At 37.8% G+C, this 18,184-nt stretch carries 12 protein-coding genes; 6 read left to right on the forward strand and 6 right to left on the reverse strand.

Annotation, left to right across the window (positions count from 1 at the left end; genetic code table 11):
• Nucleotides 1–49: 49 nt before the first annotated feature.
• From K5X82_14835 to K5X82_14855, 5 genes are all read right to left on the reverse strand, one after another.
• Nucleotides 50–661, reverse strand: coding sequence for a hypothetical protein (locus tag K5X82_14835; GenBank protein ID QZT36519.1), 612 nt, complete (start codon nucleotides 659–661; stop codon nucleotides 50–52).
• 4 nt (nucleotides 662–665) lie between these two features.
• Nucleotides 666–2,282 carry a hypothetical protein gene (locus K5X82_14840; GenBank protein ID QZT36520.1) on the reverse strand — a complete coding sequence of 539 codons (1,617 nt, stop codon included), beginning with the start codon at nucleotides 2,280–2,282 and terminating at the stop codon, nucleotides 666–668.
• Between the two features lie 1,044 nt (nucleotides 2,283–3,326).
• Nucleotides 3,327–4,001, reverse strand: coding sequence for a hypothetical protein (locus tag K5X82_14845; GenBank protein ID QZT36521.1), 675 nt, complete (start codon nucleotides 3,999–4,001; stop codon nucleotides 3,327–3,329).
• A 94-nt stretch (nucleotides 4,002–4,095) separates the two neighbouring features.
• Nucleotides 4,096–4,656, reverse strand: a complete 561-nt coding sequence (locus tag K5X82_14850) for a hypothetical protein (protein ID QZT36522.1) — start codon at nucleotides 4,654–4,656, stop codon at nucleotides 4,096–4,098.
• Nucleotides 4,657–4,974: 318 nt separating this feature from the next.
• Nucleotides 4,975–5,619 carry a hypothetical protein gene (locus tag K5X82_14855; GenBank protein QZT36523.1) on the reverse strand — a complete coding sequence of 215 codons (645 nt, stop codon included), beginning with the start codon at nucleotides 5,617–5,619 and terminating at the stop codon, nucleotides 4,975–4,977.
• A 1,857-nt stretch (nucleotides 5,620–7,476) separates the two neighbouring features.
• On the opposite strand from K5X82_14855, the gene K5X82_14860 reads away from it, so the two are divergent.
• Nucleotides 7,477–9,579 carry a glycoside hydrolase family 3 C-terminal domain-containing protein gene (locus K5X82_14860; GenBank protein QZT36524.1) on the forward strand — a complete coding sequence of 701 codons (2,103 nt, stop codon included), beginning with the start codon at nucleotides 7,477–7,479 and terminating at the stop codon, nucleotides 9,577–9,579.
• 419 nt (nucleotides 9,580–9,998) lie between these two features.
• Here K5X82_14860 and K5X82_14865 read toward each other — a convergent pair whose 3' ends face one another.
• On the reverse strand, nucleotides 9,999–10,691 hold the full coding sequence (locus tag K5X82_14865) for a hypothetical protein (protein QZT36525.1): 693 nt from the start codon (nucleotides 10,689–10,691) through the stop codon (nucleotides 9,999–10,001).
• Nucleotides 10,692–11,239: 548 nt separating this feature from the next.
• Between K5X82_14865 and gcvP the strand changes: the two genes are divergently transcribed.
• The 5 genes from gcvP (at nucleotide 11,240) to K5X82_14890 (ending at nucleotide 18,117) form a co-directional block, all read left to right on the forward strand.
• A complete protein-coding gene (gene gcvP / locus K5X82_14870; GenBank protein QZT36526.1) occupies nucleotides 11,240–14,095 on the forward strand; it encodes an aminomethyl-transferring glycine dehydrogenase in 2,856 nt (951 codons plus the stop codon).
• Nucleotides 14,096–14,248: 153 nt separating this feature from the next.
• Complete coding sequence (locus K5X82_14875; GenBank protein QZT36527.1) at nucleotides 14,249–14,983, forward strand: hypothetical protein; 735 nt, start codon at nucleotides 14,249–14,251, stop codon at nucleotides 14,981–14,983.
• A gap of 179 nt (nucleotides 14,984–15,162) precedes the next feature.
• A complete protein-coding gene (locus K5X82_14880; GenBank protein QZT36528.1) occupies nucleotides 15,163–15,756 on the forward strand; it encodes a DUF4294 domain-containing protein in 594 nt (197 codons plus the stop codon).
• Nucleotides 15,757–15,781: 25 nt separating this feature from the next.
• On the forward strand, nucleotides 15,782–16,522 hold the full coding sequence (locus K5X82_14885; protein QZT36529.1) for a FadR family transcriptional regulator: 741 nt from the start codon (nucleotides 15,782–15,784) through the stop codon (nucleotides 16,520–16,522).
• A 53-nt stretch (nucleotides 16,523–16,575) separates the two neighbouring features.
• Nucleotides 16,576–18,117, forward strand: coding sequence for a family 10 glycosylhydrolase (locus K5X82_14890; protein ID QZT36530.1), 1,542 nt, complete (start codon nucleotides 16,576–16,578; stop codon nucleotides 18,115–18,117).
• The last annotated feature ends 67 nt before the right edge of the window (nucleotides 18,118–18,184 follow it).

Consider the following 18,184-nt stretch of genomic DNA (forward strand, 5'->3'; position numbering starts at 1 on the left):
TAAATAAAGAAACCTTGTAGCTCCATTTTGAACTACAAGGTCGTTTGAATTATTTCTTAGGGTAATCCTTAGAGTAGGTTATGGGCGTGTTTTTAGCAACCATAGAGGCTTTGTTTTGATCGTAAGTTAGTTTCTTAAGTTTTACATTGACTATAAGATTTGTAAATCTATCTTCTTTAAAGTCATAGAAATCAGCTTGGTATGTAGCTGAAATTATTCCATCTTTGTACTTAATTTTGCTCCATGAACCATCATTGTAATTTACATTGTCAAGATCTAAAGTTATATTTCTATTAAGTACATATCGTTGTGCTGTATATCTCCATGTAAGGTCTCTAGTAAAACAAGTGCTTTTTGCTGAACTGTATTTACTCGATCTCGGAAATTTTAGAAATATAGTATTTGATGTGACAACTGAAAATAATGCGGGTTTATTGATATTAATAGTGCAGTAACTGTTCATGATCTGTCCAAGAATATCAACTGATTCAATACCGTCATTGTTGATGTCAATTGAATTATGATATGTTTCTTCTGTTTTAGCTTCAATCAGTTTATAAAGGCCTCTCATTTCCATGGGGAGATCTTCCTTTGCTGTTGTTAGATCCTCATTTTTGCATGAGAAAAATATAGAAAGAAGTAGAATGCAATATTTTGTCATGTTCTTAGTTTCTTAAGTCAGGTTGAATTATCATAAACGCTGTATTCCCATTGCAAACAGGTTCTACTGGATAGTGATTCTCAACAACTGGTCTTTTTTTTGTAATCAATGGATGATGGTATTTCATATCTCCTTTTGCAATTACGTCATCTGACTCTTTAATCGATATTTTTGTTTTTGTTTTAATCACAGAACCATAATTGTTATTATAACCTCCTGAAAGATTAAAAACTAGCTCTTTGACTTTAGCCGAAATTCCAGCTTTAAAATCCCAAGTTGTTTGGCGAGTAAATGTTGTTTCAACTTCAGTCTCAAATTTGTTATTGTTATAATCTTGCTCAACTAATACCCAAGCTACTGTTGTTGATTCTTTTGCAATATCCCATTCAAAAAGCCATACTCCATATTCCCCGTTTGGCCTAAACCATTTTGATGTAATTCGGTTCTTATCTTTGGTCCTCATTTGATAATTGTTTTCACTATGATTAAACCATGTTGGAATTGTTCTATCGTTAGAAACTGTAATAATATCAAATAGATCTTCCCCCTTTACTGAAAATGAATATGGTTGTTGTGTGGTTGACCCATCAAGCCATTGATGTTTTAATATTAGAACGAACTCCCATGCACCTTCTGTCCAGATTCCTTTTATTATCTCACTTGAACTTGCATATCTTTTTTCCACGGTAAAACTTGTAAATTTTGGATCATTATTTTCAAGTAATATTTTTCCAGTAGTCGGATGTAAATTATTATTATCATTAATTAAATCATCACAAAGACTTCCATTAACTCGGAATTGAATTAATTTCTCTTCAATATTCTTTTTTCGATTAAGTAGTTTCGAATCATTTTTAATATTGTAATATACATAATCACGTTGACATATTGGAGTGTTTGTTTTTTTATATGCTTCAATCAATCTAGAGTATATACGTTTTCCTGAAAGATAATCTAAAGTGTCCCCTCCTCTTGAAACATTCTGTTCTCTCCATTCAGACCATTTCGTAGATTTCGAATTGTTATAATTAGGGTTGTATGAATTTTTTGCAAATTCGTATTTTGCTTCGGTAGACTTTGTTGCAGGAGTTTTTACAATCATTCTCTCATTGTTCTTGACTACAAGTAACGGAAATTTTGGGATTTCATTTTTCCCAATATAGTATACCTTTTCTCCATTACCATAAACGGTATTTTCAGTGTTTCCAGCTTCTGCTGCGACACCAATGCGGTTATTTGAGATATCCCATTTTTCTGCACTCATTCCACCTGCAAATTCTAGGTTTGGAAGTAAAATATTGATAAGCGGAGCACTTTTTTCGATCTGATCCAATGTATTTGCATCCTCAGCGTATACATCTAGAGCTTGTTTAAAAGTGAGTCCTTCTTTGACTTCTTTGTTCTTTATTTTACCATAAAGAATATCATAGTCACAATCGAACTGCTTTAGTGCTTCTCTTTGAATAAAGCCTCGAACACCTTCATCATTGTACACTGCTTTAGAAAGAATCTTAGCGAATTTGGTTTGTGCTTCGCTCTGAGAAATGGTAGGCAAGATTTCAAAAGCACTTGCATCTACTGCTTGACTAGTTGGTTCTATTGCTTCTTGTTGGCACGACATTATACCCCCCCTAGAACAATAAGTGAAAAGATTAATTTTTTCATCATAAAAAATATTAAATTATGTTGATACAATTATAATGTATTATCACATGTGTTTTATATCGTTTTTGTATTTTAACAAATAACTTGTTGGGTGGGGTTAATCTTGTGTTTGTTGGTTTATTGATTGTTTTGGATGTGTTATTGGGCTATTGTTATTGACAATAAGTGATATTTTAAAATATTGACATGTCATTTTTAAGGTTTGGCAGGTGTTTGTGTTTTAAATTGAATTTAAAATGACATATATATTTATTGTTTCGTAGGGAGTATTCGGAGATAGATCATATATAGTCTTTCTTATTTAATTGTTTTTAATACTATTTCTGCTCTGAAAGTGAAGTACAGGGGATAGAAACTACTCTTTGCCTTAAGGTCGAAGGTGTGAACCAATCCTGTCTATCCCATCGAAGTGGATTTGCTTAGTTTGTGCCAATTCATTGGTACGCCGTGCGACTCTGCATCGCATACAATCTCTGCTCGATGATTTATTTGTGTACATGGTTTGTGTTGGATTTTATGATGTGTGTGGAGGTATCCCTCTCGTGCCAATGAATTGGCACAAACCATGTCGTATTGGATGTGGAATGGATGACGTGTATGAAATATATCACGAAGGGAAATATAGCCACGGATTAAACGGATTATCACTGATCTGGTTGATGCACACGGTTAAAAGAACCATTAAGACACTACGGATTTTGTCTATGCTGCAACATTCCCTGAAAGGGAAATAGAACATAGCCCAGTGCGAAGCGCTGGGGATAGATAAAAAGAAATACACGAGGGCTGTAAGTCCGCCCCCATTATTTGTCAACATAGTACGCAGATGAATCCTAAAGTTGTCGCTCTCTTGTGGCACGATGCCGAGCTGGAGCTCGGCGTTCCCAGCGGTGGAGGTATCCCTCTCGTGCCAATGAATTGGCACAAACCATGTCGTATTGGATGTGGAATGGATGACGTGTATGAAATATATCACGAAGGGAAATATATCCACGGATTATCACTGATCTGGTTGATGGGCACGGGATGGGACAACCGCTGGGAACGCTGAGCTTCGCTCGGCATCGTGTGTCAACCCTACTATCGAGCAAGATAACCGTGATGCAACGTGGTAGTCGGTATTGTTTTGTAGTTCTGAAGCCACCTCTACACTTCCCATCAAACAGGCATCGAAAAGGATATATTTAAATTTGGTTGGCAATGCCGTTGCGAGATCATGGATCTCCATAGTAGATTGCTTGTCTACACCGAATGATTTGGTCTTCGGTTTCGGCACAGGAAACCATGACGTTCCATGTGACCATAATATCAATCCATACTGCTGGGATGGATATCTCTCGATTACCTCTTTAAGTACCTGATGGAGGGTATGGCTATCCGCCGAGTTTTGATCGGGATATTGTTTAACTACTTGTCGGTGGATAGCCGTACCATTCTTTTTGTTTAGCTCCATAAGGTAAGAGCTTTTGTCTCCTTTATCCATAAAAACCACGATCTTCTGATCCTCCTTTATGCCTTCTACCATATCATATACATTCAACAGCGCATTGCCTTTTAGAACATTATCCGCAGCCATATAGATCACTAATGTCTCGCTGGCTTGTGGTTTTAAGGTGTCAGTTTGCTTACAGCTGAAGCATATGATAGCAAAGACAATAAATAGGAGGTGTTTCATCTTTGTTTTAATTAAATGTTTTTAAGAAGAATAGATGTCTCAAAATAGTAATGAGGTATTTATTTGCTCGTACTTTTTGAGTGCATAGTACTACTTATTGTTTGTCCTTCTTATAATATAATTTCATATCAGTTATGTAAACAGCCCTAGGGTCTTCGAGATTCGTAATTTCGGCTGTCATGTCTATTATAATTGTGTCATTCTTGAATTGTATTGAATTAAAGGTGTCATTCTTATTTCCCTTTGTTGTAATGTGTGTTTTAAAAAGAAGACTTTGATCTATAGATCGATTACATTCTTTACTATCTATATTCCAATATTCATAATCTAAAGCAACATTATTTGGGTATTCGATATGGTCAACAACAGCTTTAGGTATTTCATAAATGAAATATGTACGGCCAATACTATTGTAAATAGAAAGTTTAAATTGAGGTGAGCTTGGATCGAAGCCTAATCCGTATCCTGAAGATTCAAATTCCGTAAGAAGATCTTCAAATTTTCCATTCTTATTAATATCAATTTTTTCTGAAGATTCCCATGCTACCATCTTGTAGTCCCCAAGAATATAGTTTGGTATATTATTTAGATCTTCATTTGTTTTACAAGAGTTGAAAAGAATTAAACAACCAATTATTTTAAATAAATATTTCATAAGTAGTAAGTATTAAGTATTAAAAAAAGTAGAACAATTGAAGTTGTGTTCAATTGTTCTAACTGTTATTATTTTAGTCCATATATCTTGATGGATTCTCCTTATTAAGAGCAGGAGGTTCTTCTCCTGGTACAACTAAAACCATTGGTCTACCATTGCATTCCCTTTGAGATCATTATCCGATGCCATATAGATCACTAATGTTTTGCTGGATTGTGGCATTGTGCGAATAGATCTTTTGTCGCTGGGGAATATGCGTTTTTGAAGGGTTAATCATGTATATGTTGATACTTCACTCCGCCATTAAAGTTTTGATAATTATTTATCAGTGAAGTCGTCTTTATCTAGTGTGATTGACGGAGCTATTTTAGATGCTTTGTCTATATCATTGTCAAGATACTTGTATATTAATTTTAGCTTAATTAATTCACTTGCTTTTTTCTTTTGGTTGTAATATATTGAGTTGATGGAGATAATAAGCATATTGTTGTGATATATAATTTGATTAATTCCACCATAACTACTACCACTGTTATCACCGTTTAAATTAAATTTAATAGCACCATTGTTGTCATATGGACAAAGAGTTTTTTCTGCTGTTGCATACCACCTTCTACTCATGTTTTTGTCAAAGTATTTGTCTGGAATCTCTTTGATGTCTAAAACTTGTCCTGGAACCTGAAAAAGAAAAACTGCTGCTGGCTTATTATTATAGTCTTTACCTAAACCGAGATGAAGAAATTTATTTCTATTATTTGTTAAGAAAACATTGTCTCCAGTAGTGAATTCGGTATAGAAGCCTTCTATTTTACCGTTATAATTGATGTCTGAGTTAAACGATGGTGCATCTACTCCTACAAGTTTATAGTGCCCTTCGATGTACGAAGGAACTTCAGGAGTTTCCTCTTTAGAACACGAGAATAGTGTGATTAATAGGATAAATAATAAGTTTGTTTTTTTCATAGCGTAATTTTAATAGGAGTCAGACTGAAGTAATAATCTATCTGACTAAAGGTTAATATTCTAATCTATAAGATATCAAAGGTATTTGTATCTACTGTTTTACTTGTTGTATCCATGGCTTCTTGTTGGTATAACATTATACCTCCCCCCCCCCCCTTTTTTTTTAATACAATAAGTGAAAAGATTAGTTTTTTCATTATAAAAAATATTAAATTATATTGATGTAATTATAATGTATTAACACATTTATTTTGCGTTGTTTGTATGTTTTAACATATGACTTGTTGGGTGGGGCTAGTCTTGTATTTGTTGGTTTATTGATTGTTTTGGATGTGTTATTGGGCTATTGTTGTTGGCAATAAGTGATATTTTAAAATATTGACATGTCATTTTTAAGGTTTGGCAGGTGTTTGTGTTTTAAATTGAATTTAAAATGACATATATGTTTATTGTTTCGTAGGGAGTATTCGGAGATAGATCATATATAGTCTTTCTTATTTAATTGTTTTTAATACTATTTCTGCTCTGAAAGTGAAGTACAGGGGATAGAAACTACTCTTTGCCTTAAGGTCGAAGGTGTGAACCAATCCTGTCTATCCCATCGAAGTGGATTTGCTTAGTTTGTGCCAATTCATTGGTACGCCGTGCGCCTCTGCATCGCATACAACCTCTGCTCGATGATTTATTTGTGTACATGGTTTGTGTTGGATTTTATGATGTGTGTGGAGGTATCCCTCTCGTGCCAATGAATTGGCACAAACCATGTCGTATTGGATGTGGAATGGATGACGTGTATGAAATATATCACGAAGGGAAATATAGCCACGGATTAAACGGATTATCACTGATCTGGTTGATGCACACGGTTAAAAGAACCATTAAGACACTACGGATTTTGTCTATGCTGCAACATTCCCTGAAAGGGAAATAGAACATAGCCCAGTGCGAAGCGCTGGGTATAGATAAAAAGAAATACACGAGGGCTGTAAGTCCGACCCCATTATTTGTCAACATAGTACGCAGATGAATCCTAAGGTTGTCGCTCTCTTGTGGCACGATGCCGAGCTGGAGCTCGGCGTTCCCAGCGGTTGAGGTATCCCTCTCGTGCCAATGAATTGGCCCAAACTAAGTCGTGCTGGATGTGGAATGGATGACGTGTATGAAATATATCACGAAGGGAAATATAGCCACGGATTATCACTGATCTGGTTGATGCGCACGGTAAAAAGAACCATTAAGACACTACGGATTTTGTCTATACTGCAACATTCCCTGAAAGGGAAATAGAACATAGCCCAGTGCGAAGCGCTGGGTATAGATAAAAAGAAATACACGAGGGCTGTAAGTCCGACCCCATTATTTGTCAACATAGTACGCAGATGAATCCTAAGGTTGTCGCTCTCTTGTGGCACGATGCCGAGCTGGAGCTCGGCGTTCCCAGCGGTGGAGGTATCCCTCTCGTGCCAATGAATTGGCCCAAACTAAGTCGTGCTGGATGTGGAGTTTGTTTCTAAGAGATGTGCGCATCTCATCTTTTTATGTTGAAGTTATAGCTCAGTACTCTCAGTTTTTGAATTCAATGATATTTACATTTTCTCTTTCTCTCCTACCATTCGATGTCTTTTTCTTTTTCTAATGATCACTATTTTCGCATAAATACTTATGTCGGTAATATAATTATCACTCTTGTGTTACATCTGTGGTAATAAATAAGGGAATGGAAGGATAAATTTGGTAGTTAATAATTATATCAGTTGAATTGGGTGCATTTCAATATATAGCTGATAGAAGAGATTAAATACACAACTAAATCACCAATCCTATGCGATTTGTAGTATTGGTCTAAAATCCTTGAGTATGAGAAGTTATTTATTGGTTCTAATATGTTTTATGCTTTCTAGTTTGGGCTTTGCACAAACAGATGTGAATTCGAAAGTGGAGTCGTTACTGCTGAGAATGACGATAGAAGAGAAAATTGATCTTATCGGTGGTTATAAAGGTTTTAATACAAGGGGTGTTCCTCGTTTAAATGTCCCAACGATGCGCTTTACAGATGGTCCGATGGGAGTGAAGGATAAGAAGAAAAAATTTACGGCTTACCCTGCGACGATTTGCGCTGCAGCGACATGGAATAGGGATCTTGTTTTTCAAATGGGGCAGTCTATCGCTTCAGATGTAAAGACCATTGATAAAGATGTTTTGCTTGCTCCGGGGGTTAATTTGTATCGTGTGCCACAGTGTGGTCGTAATTTTGAGTATATGGGAGAAGACCCATATTTAACCTCTCAGATGGCTGTAGCATATATCAGAGGAGTTCAAGATATGGGGGTGGTTGCGACAGTGAAACATTTTGTGGCTAACAATCAGGATTATGATCGCCATAGAGTAAGTTCAGAAGTGGACGAACGTGCATTGCATGAGATCTATTTCCCTCCATTTAAGGCTGCGGTTCAAGAGGCTGCGGTCGGAGCGATCATGACCTCTTATAATCCTCTTAATGGGGTACATACTTCTGAATCGCACTACTTAATAGAGGACGTTCTGAGGGAAAAGTGGGGCTTTAAAGGGGTGGTAATGTCAGATTGGGTCTCTGTTTATAGTACGGATGCTTTTAAGGCTGGATTGGATTTGGAAATGCCGAGACCTCAATATTTAAATGTAGAGAGTGTAAAACCTATCGTGCTTTCATCTCCTGATAGCATGAAGCTTTTAGATGATAAGGTTCGACGGATTCTTACTTTTACACTCAACCATCAGAAAGATAAATATAGTAAGCAAGGTGTTGATCTTGCTTCACGAGAGGAGTGTGCTAAGAGCGTGGCAGAAGAGGGAATTGTTTTGTTGAAGAACAAACGATCTCTACTCCCTATTGAAGGGGTAGGAATGAAGAGAATACTCGTTGTTGGGCCTAATGCAAAACAGAGCATGTATAGTGGTGGAGGTGCAGCGAAAGTGAAGGCGGCGAAACCTCTGTCTTTTTATGATAGCATGGTGGCATCTGCTCCTAATAATTATGAAATAGACTTGTTGGAGTTGCCTAAAAATGATGCGTATACTAACGACGGTTTATCAGATGACTTTGTTTCTAAACTATATGCTGTGCCTGGGTATGATGTGGTGGTGGCCTTTGTTGGCTTTACCAGTAATATTGAAGGTGAGGGACATGATAGACCTTTTGGTTTGCCTATGTTTCAGAATGATTTGATCGGAGCTTTGGCACAACGTAATCGTAATACTGTGGTGGTGATCAACGCAGGTGGTGGGGTTGCGATGCCTTGGGTGGATAAAGTCGGAGCTATTGTTCACAGTTGGTATCCTGGTCAAGAAGGAGGTCGTGCTCTAGCTAATATTCTCTATGGGAAGGTCAACCCTTCTGGTAAGCTTCCTATTACTATCGAGAAGCGTTGGGAAGACAATGCTGCTTCTGCTAGCTATGATATAAACCATGCGAAGTTGGATAGTAAACCGCTTTATAGTATTCATGGTAAACCTCACAAGATGGGTAAGGAGTTCTACAAAGAGGGTGTTTTTACTGGTTACCGTCATTTTGATCATGTCAAGAAGAAACCTCTGTTTGCTTTTGGTTCTGGATTAAGCTATACGAAATTTAAACTTGGTTCGGTCTCGATGGATCGCAATATCGTTTCGGATATGGAGACCGTAAAACTGACTTTGACTGTAAAGAACTGTGGAGATAGAAGCGGTTCGGAGACTGTTCAACTGTATGTTCACGATATGAAGCCTAAGGTAGTAAGACCAATGAAAGAGTTAAAGTTGTTTCAGAAAGTATTTTTAGAAGCTGGAGCATCAAAAGAGGTGACTTTTCATGTAAAGAGAGATATGTTTGCTTTTTATGATGTGGAGAGACATGACTGGGCTGTTCATGCTGGTAAATATCAATTATTGATAGGAGATGCGAGTGATAATATAGTTATTCGAAAGAAAGTAGAAGTAAGATAGTTTAATACAACTCAGTATTTTGAATAGGCTTAGCTATTAGATTTTATGTTATCGTAATGATTTCAGTATCATCAGGGATGATCCATTTACATCATTCGAAGAGATCTAAAAGATTATATTGAAAGATAAACCTATTCAAAACAGTCCATCTGTATTTGCTGCAACCATGCGCTGAAAGTTTAACACTTTCTAGTCTAGGATTTTACACTAGGTGTGTATAATTACCAACCACTAAGGGCTGTAAGTCGGATCCATCTCAAGATACTCGCTATAACAAATGGATATATAATGATCGGATTTACAGCCCTCTTATATCTTTGACACTTATACCCAGCGCTTCGCACTGGGCTGTTAACTGTAGCACTTTCAGTGCATATTGCAATAACATAAGTTTGAAGAGATGATAGGTGTTGAATGTGTTATTCAGGGACTACATCTCTATTTTCTAATTTAACGGAAGAAGACTGTTTTATGGCACTTTCTCTGTTGTTGTTGATAAATTTATATACAAGGTCTAGAACATATCCTCCAGCTTCATTCTTGTCTTGACTTTGATTCAAGAAATGAACTCGAACCATTAAAATTTTGTTGGAGTATTTAGTCGATAGAACCCTTACTTGATAACCTAGTGATGATAGTTTTATTTCGTTCATTGCGAGAATATTTTCCTCATATGGGATTGTCTCTACTTTGTTGCTGAACCATACTTTCCATCGTTGTCCTTCTTTCTGTTCGATAGCATTTACTTCATTTTGTTTGAGCAGATGGAATCCAGGAACAGCAAATTCAAAAAGAATCGTTTTGTTTTTGTTGACATCAAATTCACTCTTAACTTGAAGAAAGTTGGTTGGGTCATCAACGATAAATAGGTTATTGCCTGTAGTGAATTCGGTGTAAAAATCTTCCCTTTTACCATTCTCATTGGAATCGATAAAATGTTGCTCGTCAGGACTTATTGAGACCAACTTGTAATAACCTTCAGCTTGTGGAGGAAAATATATTACTTCATCATCCTTGGAACAATTGCTAAATAGTAGTAATGATAGGATTGCGGTTGTTACATTTTTAACGATAAAAAGAGTAGATCGCTTCATGATTTGGTTCGTTATCATATGATTAGGTCTGTTTGATTTCGAATGGGTTTCTTCGTTATTTTTATGGAAAAGGTTGTCGCCTATATCTTTAGAACAAAATGTAAACACACTCCATTAATGTTCTTCTAATGAAAGTGGTATTATTGTTTACAAGTGTATTTATTTGTAAATATAATAAAATTATGTGGTAATTTTATTTGTTGATGTCATAGTTTAGCTGGAGCTCAGTATTCCCCGCTGTTACCCCCATCGTTTGTAGGAGTTCTTCCTCTCTTTTTTTTGTTGAAGTCTTGGCTGAGCAGGAGCTCCGTGTTTCAGGGCAGATGCTCTGTATTTTTATATGTTATGCAATAGCTATATTATGATTTTAGGATGCTTCTGATTAATTTTATATCAATTGTTACATGCAAATGACTATTATCACGCCTTTTTCTTGAAATGAGTTGTAACATTGGGTAGTGATTTAAGTGATCATTGAATGTTTTATTGTTATTCATAGTAGTCTGCTTTTACTCCCTATTAGGGAAGGGGAAAGAGAGGTTAGACTGTTTAAAATATAGTTCGTTATGCCATACGAAAAGTTTATAGATAGACACATTGGTCCTAGAGATCATGAGGTGGAACAGATGCTTCAAGAGTTGGGGGTTGCATCGATGGATGAGTTGATCGATCAAACGGTCCCTAAAGATATTCGTATCTCCGATATGAATATCTCTCCTGCGATGACAGAGAGAGCCTATTTTAAGCATATTAAGAAGTTGGCATCGATGAACAAAGTGTTTAATACCTACATTGGAATGGGGTATTATGATACGATTACACCATCGGTGATATTACGTAATGTGTTGGAGAATCCAGCATGGTATACTTCCTATACTCCTTATCAAGCAGAGATTTCACAGGGACGTTTAGAGGCTTTGTTGAATTTCCAAACCATGGTTACAGAGCTTACAGCAATGGAGCTAGCGAATGCTTCTTTATTGGACGAAGGTACTGCTGCTGCGGAAGCTATGATCATGTTGTTTAATGCCAAAGGTCGTAAGAAGAAACAGTCGGTGAAGTTTTTTGTGGATCATCAAGTGTGGCCACAAACTTTGGATGTTTTGATTACTCGTGCTGAGCCTCTTGGTATCGAGCTTGTGGTTGGTGATTTTAAGACGGCTGAACTAGATGATCTGTTTTTCGGTGCGTTGGTGCAGTATCCAAATGCGGATGGTGTAGTAGCGGATTATCGCGATTTTACGGCTGTTTGTCATGAGAAAGAGGTTCGTGTGGCTGTGGCTACAGATTTGATGGCATTGACTGTATTAGAAGCTCCAGGAACATGGGGTGCAGATGTGGTGTTTGGTTCGTCACAACGATTTGGTATTCCAATGGGGTATGGTGGTCCTGCTGCCGCTTTCTTTGCAACAAGAGAGGCATATAAGCGTAATCTTCCTGGTCGTATCATTGGTATTACGAAAGATGTACAAGGAAATCAAGCACTTCGTATGGCTTTGCAGACTCGTGAGCAGCATATCAAGAGAGAGCGCGCAACATCGAATATTTGTACAGCACAAGCGCTATTGGCTACCATGGCGGGGATGTATGCGACTTATCATGGGCCAGATGGGTTGACTCAGATAGCAACGCGTATCCATACGATCGCTTCGTTTATCTCAACAGAGCTTCAACAGATGGGGTACTGTCAGGTGAACAAGACATTTTTCGATACGTTGCGTATTGCTTTGCCAGCCAAAGTGAAGAAAGAAGATATTGAGTGGTTCTCTTTGGATCTAGAGATGAATTTCCGCTATTTCGATAATGGAGATGTGGGAATTGCTATTGACGAGACCACTAACTTAGAAGATATAAACTGGATACTAGAGGTGTTTGCTAAAGCGGCTAACCTTCCAAAGCCAGAAGTAACGACGTTCCCTAAGGCGGTAACTTACGATAGTGAGTTGAAAAGAACTACGCCTTTTATGGAGCAGGTGGTGTTTAATCGCTATCGTAGTGAGACAGAGATGGCGAGATATATTAAGCGTTTGGAGCGTAAGGATATTTCGTTGTTGAACTCAATGATTTCGTTGGGGTCATGTACGATGAAACTGAACGCTGCTACCGAGATGTTGCCATTAAGTTGGATTGAATTTAACGGTTTGCATCCATTTATTCCTAAAAATCAGGCATTGGGATACCATGCCATGATGGAGGAGTTGCGTAGAGACTTGAGTGAGATTACCGGTTTTGCGGACATGTCGATGCAACCAAATTCAGGAGCAGCGGGTGAGTATGCCGGATTGATGGTGATTCGAGAGTATCATATACGCAGAGGTGAAGGACATCGTGATGTGGTGTTGATTCCCTCTTCGGCACACGGAACAAACCCAGCAAGTGGGGTGATGGCAGGAATGAAAGTTGTGGTGACGCCATGTGATGAGAATGGTAATGTGGATGTGGAAGCATTGAGAGCAAAGGCGAAAGAGCATAAGGATGATCTTTCGGCTTGTATGATTACCTATCCATCGACACATGGGGTGTTTGAAGTGGAGATACGTGAGATATGTAATATTATTCATGAGAACGGAGGTCAGGTTTATATGGATGGTGCGAACATGAATGCGCAAGTAGGATTGACTAATCCTGGCTTTATTGGAGCAGATGTTTGTCACTTGAATCTACATAAGACTTTTGCGATTCCTCACGGTGGTGGTGGTCCTGGTGTAGGCCCTATTGGTGTGGCTGCTCACTTAGTGGAGTGTTTGCCTTCACACTCGGTGATCAATAATGGTCATGTGGGTATTCATGCTGTCTCTTCTGCCCCATGGGGTAGTGCTTTGGTACAAACTATCACTTATGGTTATATCAAGATGTTGGGAGCCGATGGGTTGAAGCGTGCTACTGAAGTTGCGATTCTGAATGCAAACTACATTGCACATCATATGAAAGATACGTTTGGAGTGCTTTATACTGGTGCGGACGGACGTGTCGGACATGAGCTTATACTAGAGTGTCGTGGAGTGAAGGCTACTTCGGGTATTACGGAGTTGGATATCGCAAAGCGTTTGATGGATTATGGTTTTCATGCCCCAACACTATCGTTTCCAGTGGCTGGAACATTGATGATTGAACCAACAGAGAGTGAATCGAAATATGAGTTGGATCGTTTTATCGAAACCCTTAATACCGTCTTTATGGAGATTAAAGAGGTGGAGAGTGGCGAGGCCAATAAAGAAGATAATGTGTTGAAGAATGCACCGCATACGGATTTGGTAGTTACTGCTGATGAGTGGGAACATAGTTATCCAAGATCGAAGGCTGCATACCCGCTACCATGGCTAAGAGATGGTAAATATTGGGTGCCCGTAGGTCGTGTGGATGACGCATTTGGAGACCGGAATTTGGTATGCACATGTGATCCGATAGAATCATATATGTAGCAAATCAACTATGTCATCTATGAGTGCCACCTTTCATATCGGAAGGTGGTTTTTTAGTTTTTTTAATCTTTTAAGATCGTTTATTATTGAAAATGGTACGCATTTTGCTTCATCTTGTTTATATTTGAAAACTAGATTAATAATTAGATACTTATGAGAACAGTACAACACCTCCTATTAATTTGCGTTGCGATTTTTGCAACATCTTGCTTAGATGATGACTTTAAACCAAAGTCTATTGCCGATAGCTCTATGACAGTTAGCTTAACGTGTGATATGGTGAACAATAGCAGTATTGCACAAACCCAGTTTTTTAATTCAAATGGATATACAACAGAATTAGTTGGTGGTAACACAGTGATGTTTGATGATCAGCCAATGCCTTTCTATGCGGATGGAAGTTATTATGCATTAGGTTTTAAAGATAAGACTGTGTTTCAAGGAACCTTTAAAGTGAAAGGGGATAATGGACAGACTTATACTAATGTTGTGTCAATAAATATGACAGAGCCTAGTTTGACAGAGTCGATGATTGAGCTAGGAAGTCCAACAACAGTGGAGTGGGATGTTCCTCTTGTAGCGGATGAGACTATGTCGGTTTATGTAATGAAGTTAGTGGATGATGGAGATACTCCTCCAAATACAGCAGAAGTACCACTAATTACTTTAACCACAGATGATGATGGTGCCTCTTCTATTGTGATAAAGGGAGAAGAGACAGCAAAGCTTGAAGCAAATGTAGCGTATGAAGTACAGTGTGTACGTTCACTTTACACAAATAAGATTGATGAAGCTCCTTCTAGAGGCGGAAATGTGATTACTCGATTGTTAATGCCTCGTATTGGATTAGACATTATAGAGAAATCAGTAGCACCTACAACGAAGTAAATTGTACGGATTCAATATCGATTATTTCAAATAGAATTCGAAGAGTTACAATATAATTGTATTAAGAAGGAGGATGTAAATCCTCCTTTTTTTGTCTGCTTAACATGAAATTGTGATTTTTATTTCTAACTTGTGCTGTAATATAATGGAGCTTGTGGTTCTGTTTATGAAGTAAAGAGATGAAAAAATTGTTTAGTTTGTTGCGCCCCCTTGTTTTGTTTATCTTCCTATTTTCTTTCCAAAAGGTTGTTGCTCAAGAGAAAGAAGACGAAGTGAATTATGAGACAAGGCAAGATTCTTTGTTACATTTTAACCTTCTAGAGGTTAAGATTATCCCTCCTTATAAGTTTAAAAACCATAGACAAGAGAATAAATATCAGAAACTGGAGGAGAGAGTCAAAAGAGTCTATCCTGTTTCGTTGATCGTATTGGAGGAGTATGATAAGGTGAATAAAGAGTATGCCAAGGTGTATAATTCGAAGCGTAAACGTAAGAAGTATATTAAATGGTATCAAGATCATATTTATGATACTTATATAGATACACTTAAGGCACTGTCTTATTCGGAAAATAAACTCTTACTGAAGCTGATTAGTTATCAAACAGGAAAATCTCCTTATGTTTTGATCAAAGAGTTTAGAGGAACAGGCAATGCTTGGTTGTGGAGAGGTATGGCACTAATGGTGGGGGCAAATCTTAATACCACTTTCGATGAGGAAGATGATAAAATGTTGTTACATATTATTAGGCGTATGGAAGCAGATCAACTGTAGCAAGGTTTAGTGGAGGAGAAGAAGTATGAAGAATATATTTAGTGATCTAGATGGGGGATTAACGCTAGTTCAGCGTGTAATCAAGACATTAGAAACAGCAATATTGCAAAGAAAGATTCAAGAGGGGACACGACTTCCAGCTGAACGAGAGTTGTGTGAACTGTTATCGGTGAGCCGTACCACTGTTCGTGAGGCTCTCCGTTCGTTGTCTGCCAAGGGATTGGTCGAGATACGTAAGGGGAGTGGTGTCTATGTGTCGCATTATGCGATGAATAATGCATTGGATTCTGTGAACCATTTCTATAACTCTACTTTCAATGAAAAGTGGTTGCATCAACTTGCTCAATTTAGACTACAGTTTGAACCTCAAGTGGCACGAATGGCTGCCAAAAGTCGTAACGGATATAACTTAGAGTGTATTAAGAAAAACATTGAACGTTCACGCCTTTTTACCGAGTATACCGATCGTAAAACGGCGGCTCTAGATGTTGAATTTCATCAGTTGATTGCTCAGGCTACCCATAACCGTTTTGTGGTGGTGAGTATGGAACCTGTGTTTAACCTTCTACCAAAACTGTGTGACTCAATCTATGCCGAAGATGGTTATTCGGCTAAAGAGGTGATTTGTGATAGACATCAAATCGTTTATGATGCAATAAAAGATCAAGATGAGGACCGTGCAGAAGAGGCGATGCGTAATCATATTGGAGAGTTTATTGATCATTATTCACAGTATGTAGAGGAAAATCAGTCTTCGATATTTTAATTGATTATATTTGTATTACGTAAATACAAATAATGGAATTCTGATTAATACTTATGAATTTTTACCGATCTATTCTCTTTACAGTAATAGTACTTCTTTCTCAAGGCGCTCTGTTCGCACAAAACCATCGTAACCAACCTAAACATGAGTTTAGAGGGGCATGGATTGCTACCGTAGCCAATATTGATTGGCCGAAAGCACGTGGTGGGGATGTGGAGAAGCAGAAACACGATCTATGTACGTTACTTGATACTTTGAAATCTTACAATATGAATGCTGTGATTTTTCAAGTAAGACCAACTTCTGATGCATTCTACCATTCAAAATATGAACCTTGGTCTAAATATTTAACTGGGACACAAGGGGAAATGCCTGAGAGCTATTTTGACCCTTTGGCTTTTGTGATTCATCAATGTCACAGAAGAGGTATGGAACTACATGCATGGTTTAATCCTTATCGTGTGAAGCAACGTGAAGAAGATCAATTAAGTGATGGGAATATTGCGAAAGTCCATCCTGAGTGGACCTTTAAATATGGCAAGCGTACTTATTTCGATCCAGGGTTACCACAAGTAAGAAATTGGGTGGCTGATGTAGTGACAGATGTGGTGCGAAGATATGACGTAGATGCTATCCATTTTGATGACTATTTTTATCCCTATCCTATTGCAGGCAAGGCTCTGCCTGATTCTACTTCTTTTGCACGATATCCTGCTGGATTCGAGGCAAATCAGGTGAAGGATTGGAGGCGTCATAATGTGAATACTATTATTAAGCAGTTAAGTGATAGTATTCATGCGACTAAGCCATGGGTTAAGTTCGGGATTAGTCCTTTCGGTGTATGGCGAGAGAAACGATCTGATTTGAGAGGCTCTAACACTACTGGTGGAATGACCAACTACGACCACCTCTATGCGGATGTTATTATGTGGCAAGAGAAGAAGTGGATCGATTATCTGTTGCCTCAAATTTATTGGTATCGAGGACAACCGAAAGTAGACTATGAGACGCTAGCTCACTGGTGGGGGGAGAATAATAAAGGTCGTCATTGCTACATTGGGAATGCACTATATAAGATGAAGCCTGATGCTTCTGCTGTTTCATGGCAATCTGCACAAGAGGGAATAGAACAGATTAAACTTGATCGTGATATTGAAGGCGTAGATGGTTTTGCATTCTATTCATCGAAGTACTTGACCCAATCGATGATGGGTTTTAAAGATTCATTGAAAGCAAATTATCTTTCGACACCTGCTTTTACACCTAATATGGCATGGATGGATTCTGTTCCTCCAGCTTACCCTATCAATATCAATATGCGAAAGGTAAAGAGAGGGCGTCAGATATACTGGGACCCTGTGTTAGGTGGTGAGATGGATAAGGGGCGTTTTTATGCCGTGTATCGATTTACGAAAGCAGATAAGCTATTTGAGTTAACTCCAGATAATATGGTGCAATTCACTTCTGACTGTACTTTTGATATCCACCGTAAGTTTTTACGACTGTTCCGTAAAAAACATTACTATATTATCACGACAGTAGATAGGGCGAGTAATGAGAGTATGCCGAGTGAGATATTCTATATTAAACAATAAGTCGCAAGATGACTATGTATTGTTTTAAGGTAAAAAACTCCAACTACATCATGTAGTTGGAGTTTTT

This window comes from Prolixibacteraceae bacterium (assembly GCA_019856515.1).
GTDB classification, from domain to species: Bacteria; Bacteroidota; Bacteroidia; order Bacteroidales; family Prolixibacteraceae; genus Halosquirtibacter; species Halosquirtibacter xylanolyticus.

What these genes read in the sequence shown, in the direction of transcription:
- K5X82_14885 (QZT36529.1), top strand. Translation starts at nt 15,782, where the DNA reads ATGAAGAATATATTTAGTGATCTAGATGGGGGATTAACGCTAGTTCAG.
- K5X82_14850 (QZT36522.1), bottom strand. Translation starts at nt 4,656, where the DNA reads ATGAAATATTTATTTAAAATAATTGGTTGTTTAATTCTTTTCAACTCT.
- K5X82_14845 (QZT36521.1), bottom strand. Translation starts at nt 4,001, where the DNA reads ATGAAACACCTCCTATTTATTGTCTTTGCTATCATATGCTTCAGCTGT.
- K5X82_14865 (QZT36525.1), bottom strand. Translation starts at nt 10,691, where the DNA reads ATGATAACGAACCAAATCATGAAGCGATCTACTCTTTTTATCGTTAAA.
- K5X82_14855 (QZT36523.1), bottom strand. Translation starts at nt 5,619, where the DNA reads ATGAAAAAAACAAACTTATTATTTATCCTATTAATCACACTATTCTCG.
- K5X82_14875 (QZT36527.1), top strand. Translation starts at nt 14,249, where the DNA reads ATGAGAACAGTACAACACCTCCTATTAATTTGCGTTGCGATTTTTGCA.
- K5X82_14860 (QZT36524.1), top strand. Translation starts at nt 7,477, where the DNA reads ATGAGAAGTTATTTATTGGTTCTAATATGTTTTATGCTTTCTAGTTTG.
- K5X82_14880 (QZT36528.1), top strand. Translation starts at nt 15,163, where the DNA reads ATGAAAAAATTGTTTAGTTTGTTGCGCCCCCTTGTTTTGTTTATCTTC.
- gcvP (QZT36526.1), top strand. Translation starts at nt 11,240, where the DNA reads ATGCCATACGAAAAGTTTATAGATAGACACATTGGTCCTAGAGATCAT.
- K5X82_14835 (QZT36519.1), bottom strand. Translation starts at nt 661, where the DNA reads ATGACAAAATATTGCATTCTACTTCTTTCTATATTTTTCTCATGCAAA.
- K5X82_14890 (QZT36530.1), top strand. Translation starts at nt 16,576, where the DNA reads ATGAATTTTTACCGATCTATTCTCTTTACAGTAATAGTACTTCTTTCT.
- K5X82_14840 (QZT36520.1), bottom strand. Translation starts at nt 2,282, where the DNA reads ATGTCGTGCCAACAAGAAGCAATAGAACCAACTAGTCAAGCAGTAGAT.